The sequence below is a fragment of the Marinobacter sp. UBA5687 genome (genome assembly GCF_002420325.1).
GTDB lineage: Bacteria > Pseudomonadota > Gammaproteobacteria > Pseudomonadales > Oleiphilaceae > Marinobacter > Marinobacter nauticus.
The window spans coordinates 1-12,098 of sequence record NZ_DIHV01000112.1 but is presented as its reverse complement, the minus strand read 5'-3'; the positions used below and the strand labels follow the sequence as shown (position 1 = coordinate 12,098).

At 54.6% G+C, this 12,098-nt stretch carries 15 protein-coding genes and 1 pseudogene; 3 read left to right on the top strand and 13 right to left on the bottom strand.

Features of this window, described 5'->3' with window-relative positions:
* The first annotated feature begins 26 nt into the window (after positions 1-26).
* Positions 27-221 carry a CCGSCS motif protein gene (locus B3Y70_RS17605; RefSeq protein ID WP_353937797.1) on the top strand — a complete coding sequence of 65 codons (195 nt, stop codon included), beginning with the start codon at positions 27-29 and terminating at the stop codon, positions 219-221.
* 38 nt (positions 222-259) lie between these two features.
* Here the strand turns inward: B3Y70_RS17605 and B3Y70_RS11800 are convergent, their stop codons facing one another.
* From B3Y70_RS11800 to B3Y70_RS11790, 3 genes are all read right to left on the bottom strand, one after another.
* A complete protein-coding gene (locus tag B3Y70_RS11800; protein ID WP_273031538.1) occupies positions 260-667 on the bottom strand; it encodes a hypothetical protein in 408 nt (135 codons plus the stop codon).
* A 60-nt stretch (positions 668-727) separates the two neighbouring features.
* The gene (locus B3Y70_RS11795) at positions 728-1,222 is read right to left on the bottom strand and encodes a hypothetical protein (RefSeq protein WP_273031536.1); all 495 of its coding nucleotides are present in this window, start codon (positions 1,220-1,222) and stop codon (positions 728-730) included.
* Positions 1,223-1,335: 113 nt separating this feature from the next.
* On the bottom strand, positions 1,336-2,250 hold the full coding sequence (locus tag B3Y70_RS11790; RefSeq protein ID WP_011784575.1) for a DMT family transporter: 915 nt from the start codon (positions 2,248-2,250) through the stop codon (positions 1,336-1,338).
* A gap of 122 nt (positions 2,251-2,372) precedes the next feature.
* Between B3Y70_RS11790 and B3Y70_RS11785 the strand changes: the two genes are divergently transcribed.
* Positions 2,373-3,269, top strand: a complete 897-nt coding sequence (locus B3Y70_RS11785) for a LysR family transcriptional regulator (RefSeq protein ID WP_011784576.1) — start codon at positions 2,373-2,375, stop codon at positions 3,267-3,269.
* 140 nt (positions 3,270-3,409) lie between these two features.
* Positions 3,410-4,036 carry an NAD(P)H-dependent oxidoreductase gene (locus B3Y70_RS11780; RefSeq protein WP_011784577.1) on the top strand — a complete coding sequence of 209 codons (627 nt, stop codon included), beginning with the start codon at positions 3,410-3,412 and terminating at the stop codon, positions 4,034-4,036.
* Between the two features lie 6 nt (positions 4,037-4,042).
* Here the strand turns inward: B3Y70_RS11780 and B3Y70_RS11775 are convergent, their stop codons facing one another.
* The 10 genes and pseudogenes from B3Y70_RS11775 to B3Y70_RS11730 form a co-directional block, all read right to left on the bottom strand.
* Positions 4,043-4,849 carry a tetratricopeptide repeat protein gene (locus B3Y70_RS11775; RefSeq protein ID WP_153741083.1) on the bottom strand — a complete coding sequence of 269 codons (807 nt, stop codon included), beginning with the start codon at positions 4,847-4,849 and terminating at the stop codon, positions 4,043-4,045.
* A 116-nt stretch (positions 4,850-4,965) separates the two neighbouring features.
* Positions 4,966-5,526 carry a helix-turn-helix domain-containing protein gene (locus B3Y70_RS11770; RefSeq protein WP_273031578.1) on the bottom strand — a complete coding sequence of 187 codons (561 nt, stop codon included), beginning with the start codon at positions 5,524-5,526 and terminating at the stop codon, positions 4,966-4,968.
* Positions 5,527-5,728: 202 nt separating this feature from the next.
* The gene (locus B3Y70_RS11765) at positions 5,729-6,190 is read right to left on the bottom strand and encodes a carboxymuconolactone decarboxylase family protein (RefSeq protein ID WP_011784580.1); all 462 of its coding nucleotides are present in this window, start codon (positions 6,188-6,190) and stop codon (positions 5,729-5,731) included.
* Between the two features lie 83 nt (positions 6,191-6,273).
* Positions 6,274-6,576, bottom strand: coding sequence for a hypothetical protein (locus B3Y70_RS11760; RefSeq protein WP_023008175.1), 303 nt, complete (start codon positions 6,574-6,576; stop codon positions 6,274-6,276).
* A gap of 192 nt (positions 6,577-6,768) precedes the next feature.
* Positions 6,769-7,758, bottom strand: coding sequence for a hypothetical protein (locus tag B3Y70_RS11755; protein ID WP_288589841.1), 990 nt, complete (start codon positions 7,756-7,758; stop codon positions 6,769-6,771).
* Between the two features lie 631 nt (positions 7,759-8,389).
* The gene (locus B3Y70_RS11750; RefSeq protein ID WP_153741086.1) at positions 8,390-8,926 is read right to left on the bottom strand and encodes a zf-TFIIB domain-containing protein; all 537 of its coding nucleotides are present in this window, start codon (positions 8,924-8,926) and stop codon (positions 8,390-8,392) included.
* A 45-nt stretch (positions 8,927-8,971) separates the two neighbouring features.
* Entirely contained in the window at positions 8,972-9,874 is a 903-nt protein-coding gene (locus B3Y70_RS11745; RefSeq protein ID WP_227548919.1) for a glycosyltransferase, read from the bottom strand.
* Positions 9,875-9,927: 53 nt separating this feature from the next.
* A complete protein-coding gene (locus B3Y70_RS11740; protein ID WP_153741087.1) occupies positions 9,928-10,479 on the bottom strand; it encodes a hypothetical protein in 552 nt (183 codons plus the stop codon).
* A 389-nt stretch (positions 10,480-10,868) separates the two neighbouring features.
* A complete protein-coding gene (locus tag B3Y70_RS11735; protein ID WP_023008181.1) occupies positions 10,869-11,567 on the bottom strand; it encodes an NrdJb in 699 nt (232 codons plus the stop codon).
* A gap of 30 nt (positions 11,568-11,597) precedes the next feature.
* A pseudogene (locus B3Y70_RS11730) lies at positions 11,598-12,098 on the bottom strand (ribonucleoside-diphosphate reductase, adenosylcobalamin-dependent); the annotation flags it as partial.

Sequence of the window (12,098 nt, the reverse complement as noted above, 5' to 3'; positions counted from 1 at the left end):
CTCCCAATAACATTCATAAAAAATGAATGTTAAATCCAGTAGTAAACCGAGGAGTCCAAATGGCCCTGTCATTCGTGAATATTTTCAAGAAAGAAGACGCAGAAACTGAAAGCAATGGCGTTGAACACGTCGAGGCAAGTGGTACTGCGGAGACGCAGAACGACGAGCCAAAAAAGGGTGGGCACGGTGAGGGCGGTACCTGCTGCGGCTCTTGCTCGTAAGCCTGAGCTTTAAGTTAACCCCGGGCTAGAGCCCGGGGTTAGTTTCGACCCTTTAACACTGAATAAATCTGATACGCCGCGTGTTCTGAATCTTCAGAAGGCGCCTTTCGGTTTTTTTCCCAAGACGTCAGCAAATTCAGAACCCGTTTTTCGTCATTACTGCGGAACCCTGGCCAGTACACATAGGGCACCAGGTTCGGGCGGCTGATGAAAAACAGCGCGGTTTCCTCCGGTTTGTCTTCAATATCGCCCCGCAGCCCCAGGGTGAAACGTTGTCCATCGCTTCCGGTGAGCGACACCAGCAAGGAGTTGTTGTCATCGACGCGCCGGGCATCACTCACGGTGATGGGTGGCTCAAGGCTGGGCACAGAGGTTATGGCGTACTGAAAAACAATCAGAGCCAGAAGCAGGACAAGAAGCACCGCCAAAGCGATCGATTTAACCATGAGCGTCTCGTGGAACCAGTTCAAAGTGGGCTTTAATGGCGGGCTGCAAGTGTATCACTACTACCTGGCTTGCAAGTCTCCGGAAATAAGTCTTACCGCAACATCGCCGTATTGCGTGCTGTTTTCTCTTACATGCTCGGAGCCGAACAGATTCAGCCACTGATCGTCCTTTAGCAATACCTCTCCGGTGCTGGTGCTATTTTGCTGGCCGGCCACATAATTGCCGGCAAAGCTAAGCATGAAATCCCCGGGGGATTCCGGCAGGGCTCTTAGTTCAAAGTCCAGTGTCATTTCAGGTGACGACACAAAGCCCTTGCCGTCAGGGTCTACGTCAACTTCCAGTAGACGCGATTGTTCCAGAAACGCCGGGCGTAATTCGGTGGGAGCCTGGCCTGGCTCTGTGGCCTGGCATTCGCAATAGCGAATCTCCAATACCATCGGGCTGTTTTTGAGGTAGTGTTCGGGAGACGGGCCACCGGCCTGGGTAATGCCGGGAAGCAGGCACAGCGTTGAAAGGCCGAGCAAACCAAATTTGGGTGATGCGATCCTTTGCATGATTGAGCTCCGTTCAAGGTTTAACCAGAAGTGTTCAAGCTATTCTGTTTTAAGTTCCGCCGCAAGTTACGCCAGCCGATCGAGTAACCCTGAATGCCTGAAAAATGCTCCGTTCAGGATGGAGCAGGTGCCGCCGCACGGTTGCTGATTCGTAAGCCGAGAATCACCAGAAATACCCCAAGCCAGATGGCCGCAGAATACTGCTCCCTGAACCAGACGACGCCGATCAACAGCCCGAACACGGCGGCGACAGCGCCTAACTGACTGTAAAATACCGGGCCTGCGCGCCGTTGCAGTTCAAAGGCGACCAGATAGGTAAGGGCCGTGAGTAGCCCCTGCAGCATCAGAATGCCAATCAACTGAGGCGATGTGCCTGATGGAAGCAGTTCGGTGTTTGTCATAGCGGCGAACAGAGCCAGCGCCAGGGCAGACGCCAGCAGGGTACCGGCCGCAAGAATCATCGGTTTGGCTTTTGCTGGCCAGGCCACAGAGCGATATACGTTCCCCACAGACAACATCACAGGGATGGCCAGCCCAAGAACAAACAAGAGTGGACTGGCGTTGCTCATTTCAGCATGGCGTTGAACCACAATCCAGCCGCAGGCCATCACCGCGATGGACAACCCGGCGAGCTTGAGCCAGTTGCGGTTTTCCAGCCCCAGGCCCCACGCTAACAGGAAGGTAAAGATAGGCGGAAGGGCATACATAATTCCCGTGTAGCCGGCCCCCAGCTTTGTCACCAGAAAGAAACCGATGGCGTTGGGCACGGCAATGCCGGTCAGGCCGCTGACCAGAAAATAGCGGGCGAATCTTGCTTGATGAATCGCCCGGCGCTCCCCCGTGCATAACAGCAGCACGACGCCCGCAATGAGTGTTTGCCAGAAGGCGTAGGCAACGGCCGGCAGGCCGAGAGACGTTGCGGCCTTGGCCAGCGCCAGCATTAGTGCAATCAGAAAGCCATTGATTAGCAGTAAACCCCAGAGTACGGCCTGGAGGGGAAGGCTGAATCTTGATGTGGTGGCAAGCATGGCTGGCACTCCGATGTGTGAAAAATGTCTGGTGACCACCAGTGTGCGCTTTCGGATTGATTTGATAATCAGTCTAATTCGAATAATACTCCTTCCAAATTGGAAATAATGAGGGGCGAGCCATGGCTACGGACAAACTGGTCGCAATGAACATCTTCAGGCGCGTGGCAGAACTGGGCAGTTTCACCCGGGCCGCCGACGACCTGGATATCACCGCAGCCACCGTTAGCAAACACATCGCGTTTCTGGAGAGAGATCTTGATACTCGCCTGATCAACCGTACCACCCGCCGCATGAGCCTGACGGATGCTGGTCTGGCTTTTCTGAAGCGTACCCAGGCATTGCTGGATGAACTTGAAGATGCCGAGCTGGAGGCTCGCGGATTTCAGGCGGAACCCCGTGGCCTTATCCGCCTGAACGTTCCCATGTCTTTTGGGCTTACCCACATTACCGGGGCCATCGACAGCTTTCTGGCCCGGTATCCGGAGATCGAGATCGATCTTCAGCTCAGTGACCGCATGGTGGACCTGGTGGAGCAGGGTGTGGACATGGCCATTCGCATTCGCAGCACTCTGGCAGATTCAAGCCTGCTGGCCAAACCGCTAAGACAGTCCCGGAATATTGTCTGTGCTGCGCCGGGCTATCTGGAGCATTCGCCCGCCATTCACACACCCGCCGACCTGGCCGCACAGAATTGCCTGATGTTCAATCTTCATGACCGGCCCCGGGTATGGGCATTGGGCGATAAAGAAGTCGTCGTGAGCGGCAATTACCGTACCGACAGCAGTCTGGCCATTCGGCAGAGCTTGCTCAACGGTGCAGGGGTGGGCTTGGTGCCGCGCTTCCTGGTACAACAGGACCTGGCCAATGGGGCGCTGGTGGCCTTACTTTCGGAATACCCACCCCAGACCTATACCGTGTTCGCGTTGTTTCCCCCGGGGCGAAAACAGCCCACCAAAGTGCGGTTGTTGCTGGAGCACATTGACCAACACCTCGGTGACAAGCCGTATTGGGAATGAGCGGTAACGATTACCCGATGACTGTGTTGGTACAACTATTTCTATATTGGAAAAAGTATTCTTCAGGATTCTCTGTTTTTTGATAGATAACCGCGCCCTAGAGTGGTCAGCAACACGTCACTGCTAAGGGAGTCATCACCATGAATATCCACCAAGCCCTGGACTGGCGCTACGCCGTTCGCGAATTTTCACCGGAAAAGCTTGATACCCGTACTGTCGAAACTCTATTGGATGCGGCACGGAAAAGCGCCTCGTCATACGGTCTGCAGCCGTACAAGCTCCTAGTAGTGGAGAGCAGGCGGGTGAGGCAGGCATTGCTGGCGCACTCATTCGGCCAGCAAAAGGTGCTGGAGTGCTCCCACCTGATCGTTTTCGCGGCCCAGACAGAGATTGGCGACCACACCGTTGATCGCTACGTAGACCAGTTCGTGAAGACCCGCGGTGTCCCGGCCAGCGACATTGCCGGATATGTGGAACATATGAAACAGGCGCTTTCGGGCAAAACAGCGGCCGAGAAACAAGCCTGGGCTCATCAGCAAGCCTACATTGCCCTGGGCACCCTTCTGACCGCCGCCGCCACCATGCAGATCGACAGCTGCCCCATGACCGGCTTCGATCATAAAGCCTACGACGAAGTGCTGGGACTGCCGGAACTTGGCCTGGAGAGCACCGCCATCGTGGCGCTGGGGTACCGCAGTGTCTGGGACACCACGGCGCAGTTACCGAAGGTACGGTTTGATTATGAGGATATTGTTTTGAGTGTTTGAAGCGAATCAAAACGCCTGATTCAGCTTCCTGCGTGCCTCCGCTAACTGGCTCACCGCGAGCCCGTAGGGTTTCAACTCTACGGCTCGCTCCAGGTTATGCACGGCTTCCCGGTAACGTTTCTGGCCAAGTAAAAATGAACCGTAATTGCCCCAGGCGTAGGCATAGTCAGGGTCCAGCTCGATCATTTTGCGATGCAGCCGATCCCGCTCCTCGAGGTTCTTAGTGGCCTTGGCCAACCGCATGCGCTCATGAAGCAACAGGCGTTTCTGATACTTCTGGGATGCTCTGCTCTCGATTTCTTTGAAACCCTCTGCGGCGAATTTTTCGTCTTTGTGGTGTATCGCGATAACCGTCCGCAGGTACCAGGGGTAGAAGCTCTGTTCATCCAGTGAGTCTGCGGTATTCAAATGATCCCAGGCCGTACGCAGTTCGCCTTGAATAATGAGCACCATGGCCAACTGAACGTGTGCCATGGCCAGGTTCGGCCCATTACGAACTGCGCGTTCTGCCTGTTGCCTTGCGGTGCTGACGGCGCTTTCTTCGTAGGCCCGGCGATCGTGTCGTTGCCCAACCTTGTAGCCGCTCACCAGAGTCAGGCGGGATTGGGCAACCGCCACCCATGGCTCGTCGCCGTCCAACACATTGGCGCGCTGAATCAGGTAACTGGCTTCATCTCGTTGATCGAGATCGAGAGGGTCGCGCTCGATCAGGAAATACGCTTGCCTGGCCATTTCGACGGCGGTGGCGGCTTGAGTCAGTGCCGAGAGACACGTGAGGATAATAAGCGCGCAGGCGCTTCTGATTCCCTTCATGAGATACAACTCCTGATTTGCTGATCTGACCTGGTCGGGAGGCTGCCAATGAACCTGATAACAGGCTACGAAAAATAAGCGGGGAGATTCCAGTCCTCATGCCTCATTTTCAGTGATTACACCTGGCCCGGCGTGATGCGCGCAATCGTACGAAACTCCCGGGTCATATGGGCCTGGTCACTGAAGCCGAACTGGTGAGCGACTTCGGCCAGGTTAACCTGGCCATGCTCACGAATGTAATTGATGGCCCGTTTCACCCGAAGAATGCGCTGGTACTGTTTGGGCGTCATTTCCATCCAGTGTTTGAAAAGGCGTTCCACATGGCGCTGACTGATTTCCAGGTGTTGCGTGAGCGAGCCCGGTTCCGCATCGTCTCTTATACAGTCCAGAGCCTGCTGCAGAGCGCCGGGAATGAGCCGGGTTAGCCGGAAGTTGTTCTCAGCCCAGCTCTGCATCGTGCTCACGCGGCTTACGTTGTTGCAACAGGTTTTAAGGCGGGAAAAGAGCGGAATGAGACCGGGCAATTGCCTCGGGTCACGGTTCAGTACCGTGGGCCGGCCAAAGTGCTGGCAGATCAGGCCATAGCCGATGGCAGGCTGAAAGCGAATCCCCGCGAGCTCTGATCCCGGCGCCAGTGATACCTGGGCGGCCACCTTCTCTACCGGCAAAACAACCACCCCTTCAGGAATTGCTATATCCCCGATTCGTACGTCCCCCGCAAGACTGAACCAGATGCTGCTGCACGCCTCAGAATGCAACAGCTTTACCACAGGTTCCGCTACCGATTCTGAGACAGCCGCAGACCAAAGCCCCTGAACAAAGGCCGAAAGCGGGCCCGATGGACAGGACAACTGAAAGTCGAATGCAGGTTTGCGAAGGCTACTGGGGTTTATAGCTGCCTACCTCTGGCTTGAAGGCTTTGACGATCCGGTTCCAGCTGTTGATCGCGTTCACCGCGATGGTTACATCAACCAGCCCTTTTTCGCCAAGGGCCGTTGCCAGTTTGTCATAGTAGTGGTCGTCCACCGGCTTGCTTTGGGTAAGATGCTCCGCCCACTCAAGAGCCGCGCGCTCTGTGGCTGAGTACATCGGCATATCCCGCCAAGCGCTCAAGCCAATCAAACGCTCCACTGTCTCGCCCTGGGCCAGGGCATCTTTACTGTGCATGTCCACGCAAAAGGCGCACTGGTTAATCTGTGAAACCCGTAGCTTCAGCAGCTCCCACAACGCCGTGCTCAGGATGCTGGAGTCGCTGAACTGCTCTTTCAGATAGGCTTCCTGATTCAATAGGATCTGCATGGCTTTGGGTGCCAGGCCGATATAGTTCGCGCGTGCAGTCATCGTTCATGTTCTCCAATAGTGTTGGAGTTTCACAATAATGACTACGGGCGAGCGGGTATTGAAGATTTTCGACACAACGCCACTCACTGGCGTTTGATACACAGCTTGACGTACAGGCAGTAGCTTGCAAACAACAGAATCGGCGCTGCGTACCAGAGATAGGACATTTCACTCGCGCCAGAGCGGTAGAGACCAATAACAACCACCGCACTGATCAGACAGCTTGCAGGCGCTGCATACAGGGCCGAGTTGAGTACCGAGAAATCGAACGGAGTGGGGCGGTGGGTGTTACCCACGGCGCTGAAACCGAATACACCCAGAATAAACAGCATGTAGGCCAGAAGCACCTGGCCGATTGTGCCGGCAATTACCCATCCGAGAGTCATGGAAAGTCCTTTTTCTTTGTGGAGTAGTCCGCTGATAGATGAGTGGATTTGAGATCCGTAATTATAGCGAATCGCCGATCTATAGCGAGGGCGCCCGCTTGGCCCTGAGTAGCTGCAGTGATAGCGGCCTAATCGCACCTTATGGTGATAAAGCTGCCGGCCACGCTGTGGCCGGCCAATGAGTATAGGCCGTTACTGCAGGCTTTTGACCTCTGGTGCCTTGGGCGGCGAGGTTTCTGCCAGGTTGTAGCTTTCCATTTCCTTGATGATTGCACTCAGCGCGCTGATCGTCTTGATGATCAACCAACGGTCTCCGGCCAGGTATTTGACGGTAATTCCCCGACCAAAACACGAGCCTTCCGGGCCGCTCATATCGACCACATCGATAATCCCTGAGCCCGGTGCAGGGTTAGTATAATCTTCCCAACTCGAATCGATCAGTGGGTATTTTCGGATCAGGTCGGCGCGAAGCTTTTTGAAGTCCGACTCACATTCGTGGAGCGTCGTAACGTATCCTTGTGCCAGGCTGATGATTTTCGCAATGTCGTGTTCATCAAGAGGAGATTGCTCTTTCTTGACGTGGAGATGGAGCCGCTCCATGTGCAGTCGCAAGGTCAACCCCATGATGTATTCCGGGATCGCGTATTTTCTTATCTCGCGGTTGTGTTCCAACACTGCCAGTGCGCCGATAAATTCGGTTCTGCCATCCAGATGCGCGTTCAACTCGTCCCGGAATTCCTGTTTGTCGTATTCCGACAGATCCTGGCCAGCGGCATTGCCCTGAGTACTCAAAGCGATGGATTTGGATATGTAGTGATCCAGCCACCGGGATACCAACATGATTTTGGCTGACTGGACCTTAGCCTCGTTCTGGCTCAGTGCTTCGATCAGGCTGCTGGTGATATCTTCGAGTTTCAGAGGCTCTGGTTTTGTGTTTGAACCGAACAAGCTGAGTATCTGTCCTGCGAGACCAACACCCGTTTTGGACGTGCCAAGTACTACGCTGGTTTTGGCATAACCACCGATTAAACCATCCACTACAGCCATCGCTATGTCGGCCGCTTTTTTGGCATCAAGCATGAAAGTCTGCTCGGATTCTTCCCTGCCACGGTTCCTCAGGATGGTTTGGTCGCTTTTGCCGCTGAGCTTTATCAGATCCATGGGTTCGGTGGTGATTTCCACCGGTGTCATCACCGGCGTGATGACCACGTTACTGTGCTCGGAGTATTGTTTTTTGGCACTGACAATGGCGCTACCGGTAATGCCTCCCCATTTCAGCTCCATCGTTACTTTTGAGTGCCCGGGAGAGAGGTCTTTGTAGGCGTCCCGGGAATTACGGCCGTACCTTGAAAGGTCGATTTTGCCATCAGCGAGGCCTATCCAGTGTAGCGTGTCATCGGCATCAAAGATTCGGTAATAGACGGTGGATACCGGGCCTCCGCTTGATCGGAAGATCAGTCTCATTGTAATCCCCTCATTTTTGTCCTGCGGTAGTTACCGGAGCAGGAAGGCATCCTGACCCCGTTAGGTAGGAGCACTGCGGACCATCAAAGCATCAGGACATTAAGGCAGCGAGGACACAGATAGTTAACCTGTGTGGAGGCAGAAAGTCTGAAGATGGAGAACCTTGGATTAGTTTAGGCAAAGCGCGCGATAACACCAGTATTGGCAAGTAGGAGGGCTGAATGGCCGATACCGCCGCTGGTTTCGCTTTCCATTGACGATATGGTGGAACCGATACCTTATGACGCGACACGGGTAGTTACCAGTGCCGCGAGAGCGGGGAAGTTCAGCGTTTCCAGCTAAACACCGATTACTCCGAGGCAATAAACTGAACGATAGCAGCCTTTCGGTTGTGATTCTTCAACCAATCCCGGATTTCAACGGCCCTCGTGGTATCGGTTTCTCCCACCAGTTTTTTCAGGCGCTCGACTTTCTTGCTCTCCATTTTTTCATCCCGCACCTTCCGCTGCCATTGGTCGGTGAACACCGAGGGAAGTTTGTGGGCGAGCTCCAGGGACTTGAGTAACGTCCATTCGCTGCCATCGAGCCAGGCCTCATCACAGAATGCGCAGAGATCGATACGGTTCTTGTGCTCGCTGGATACCGAGTACTTGGTCATCAGTTTGCTGCACTTGGGGCAGGAGAGGGCGGTTTTGGCATCGTTTTCGACGGTTACATCCGCGTCTACGGCTTCGCTCTGCTCGACCGGTGCATTTCGTTCCGCCCAGTCGCGATAGTAGAGCAATGACAGCGAGGCACCCTCACAGTCCGGGCAACCCATAACCGGGAGGCCATCCTCAATTTTGGTGGGTTTGAGGTCCGTATTTCTGCATTTAGGGCATTTCATGGTCATTCCTTTTTTGATGAAAGCCAGTTTGGCAGGCTACCAATGTCAATCTTGTCTCGCACCACGGCGGGGAAAGATCACCCGATAAACGGCGCGCCATACCACCGAATCCAGGGGAGCATACCGCAACCCCTGGGCAACCGCGCCCCAGGCCGTCGCCGAGTCTCCTGCTGATGCAAAATGACGGGCTTTCCGGCAGTAGAAGCGGGCCAGACCCCAGCGGATGTCACCGGGTTGGAGTGTACTTCCGTATTCCCCGATAAAATCACGAATGATCGCTTCGTTGGCGGCAAATCGGCGTTTCTTGTCGCTGGAAATCTGGTCTGCCATCACCCGGTAATAACCCCAGTACTCGGGCACATACAGGAAGGTGAAACGGGCTGAAAAACGCAGCCAGATGTCGTAATCGTCGGCAACGCCGTAGCGGCCCGAAAACCCGCCCAGGGCATCGAAGCATTTCCGCCGCGCCATTACCGTGTTGATGCTTACGCTGTTGTCCACCAGCATCTGGCGGGCAATCCGGCCCGAGTACCGGCGCATATTCTTGCGGGACAACTCCCGGCCCTGCTCGTCGATCATGATTTCATCACTGTGAAGGACATCCACCTCCGGGTGAGCCTCCATAAGCGCCACTTGCTTCTCCAGCTTTTCAGGCACCCACAGGTCATCGGAATCCAGAAAACACAGTAATTCGCCCCGGGCATATTGAAGCGCCAGGTTCCGGGCAATGCTCTGGCCCTGGTTTTCCTGAAAATGGTAGTGGATGCGGTCATCATTCAGGTAACTGGCCAGCTTCTCGCGGGTGCTGTCCCGGGAGCCATCATCGACGATGATCAGCTCCCAGTGGGGATAGGATTGGGCCAGCACAGACTCGACCGCTTGCGTGATGGTGCGCTCACGGTTGAAGGTGGGGGTGATGATGCTGACCAGAGGGGCTGACGCAGGCACGGTTATCCTTTCCAAAGATTGTTCCCTTTCCGGTGAAAAATGGTCGATTCAGATCACTGGACCCTTTCAAAAACCTGATTGAAATCGACCACCAGTTCCGAGGGTTCACTGCTCATCGCGTCCGTATAGTAAGCCCTGTAGAGCACATCACCCACCGGATAAACGTTCATGCCCGGCTCAGATGCCAAATCACAACTTTCGGGAACCTGGGGATTGTACCGGTCATCTATGTAGGGAAAGCTCAGCACCTCGTATACGCCTTGTACCAGCACTCTTTCACGAGTTTCCCCGAAACACTGAAGTACAATTCCGGGTCCGTCCTCGAAGGACAGAGGCGTCTCACACATCTCATCAATATAAACGGATCGAGAGACCACTATAGTGTTTTCTGTGATGTCGAGTCGCTCTACCCACCGAGCGGATAACTCGCCGTCATAAAATATTTCTGCTGTGATCACATCATCAATTGGGGAGCAGGCCCTGATCCAGCTTCCTACCTCAGGAGCGATTGTTTTGGCGGCAACATCTGGCTGGTCATTATCGGAATTGCTTGATTTACAAGCCGCCAAAAACAAGACACAACCAACAACAAGAATTTCCTTCATAACGTCCCTATTAAAACTGATCAAAGCGTGCGCTGACTGCATCAAACATGTAACCCCGCCAAATGGACCCGAGAATGGATGGAAACAATTGCGGGAGCAGTATGGCCAACACAGCGAAGACAATAATACAGGCGACAAGGTAACCACTACTGAGAAAGGAATCTCAGTAAATGGCTAACTCCAAATTGACCCAGAGCCAAATGAGGGCTGCTGTTGGGATAGAGAAAAACAACGATGCCAATAAGCTGATTAGCCGTGATTCAATCGGCCCACCTTGGCCTTGATTCCTTGCCATGATCTATGAACATTCCTTGTGTGTGCTGCCTTTAAACAGCAAGGCCCGGAAGCTTCCGCAACCGGGCCTTTTCATCACTCAGCAGTCAATCACCTTAACCGCACTTGCTGTCGCCGCAAGACAGGCAGGTAGCGCATCCGTCCATCACAATCACCGCTTTAGTGCTGCATTTGCCGCACATGGTGGCGTTGGCGGGGTAGTCGCTGCCGCTGTCGTCGTTGGTGGCCTTGTTCTGGCTGGCCTCAAACTCTGCGCGCTTTTCAGCGAGGATGCGCTTGGTGGTCTCGCTCAGCTCGTCGCTTTCCAGCAGGCCGATGGCCTTCAGGTGCTTCTCGATCACGGCGCCGATCTCGGCTACCAGTGAGGGCATGAACACGCCGCCCTTCTTGAAATACCCGCCGTTGGGGTCGTAAACGCTGCGCAGCTCTTCCACCAGGAAGGTGACGTCACCACCTTTGCGGAACACCGCTGAGATAACGCGGGTGAGGGCGATAACCCATTGGAAGTGTTCCATCGATTTGGAGTTGATGAACACTTCATACGGCTGCCGGCTCTCGTGATCGGTGTCTTCGTTCAGCAGGATGTCATTGATGGTAATGTACATCGCGTGCTCGGCCACCGGCGGCTTGATCTTGTAGGTGGTGCCCAGCAGGAAATCCGGGCGTTCGATGTTCTCGTTCATCTCCACCGGCTTGGTGTCGGCTTTCACCGGCGCCTGGTGCTCACCCGTGGTCTCGGCGTCGGCTTTCTTTACCCGGTAGCCGACGATCTTGTTGCTGATTTTCACTGTCATGTTCGTAATTCCTGTCTGTCGGTTCCCGGATTAATACTTGCCGTAAGTGCCTTCTTTCAGCGCGTCGAAGAGGTTGGCGGCGGTGTGAATTTCGCCGTCGTACTCAACCTGTTCGTTGCCGCGCAGGGTCACTTTGCTGCCGTCGTCCAGGGTGAACTCATACATTGTGTTCTCAAGGTCTTTCTCTTTAACCAGTACGCCCTGGAACGCTTCCGGGTTGAAGCGGAAGGTGGTGCAGCCTTTCAGACCCTTGTCGTAGGCGTACAGGTAGATGTCCTTGAAATCCTGGTACGGGAATTCTGTCGGAACGTTAGCGGTTTTGGAAATGGAGGAATCTACCCATTTCTGTGCCGCAGCCTGGATGTCGACGTGTTGCGTGGGCGTTACGTCGTCGGAGGTAGTGAAGTAGCTGGGCAGCTTCTTGTCGTCTTCATCGGAGAACGGCATGGCGCCCGGGTTCACCAGGTGGCGGTAGGCCAGCAGTTCGAAGCTGAATACGTCTACCTTCTCTTTGGTTTTACGGCCTTCACG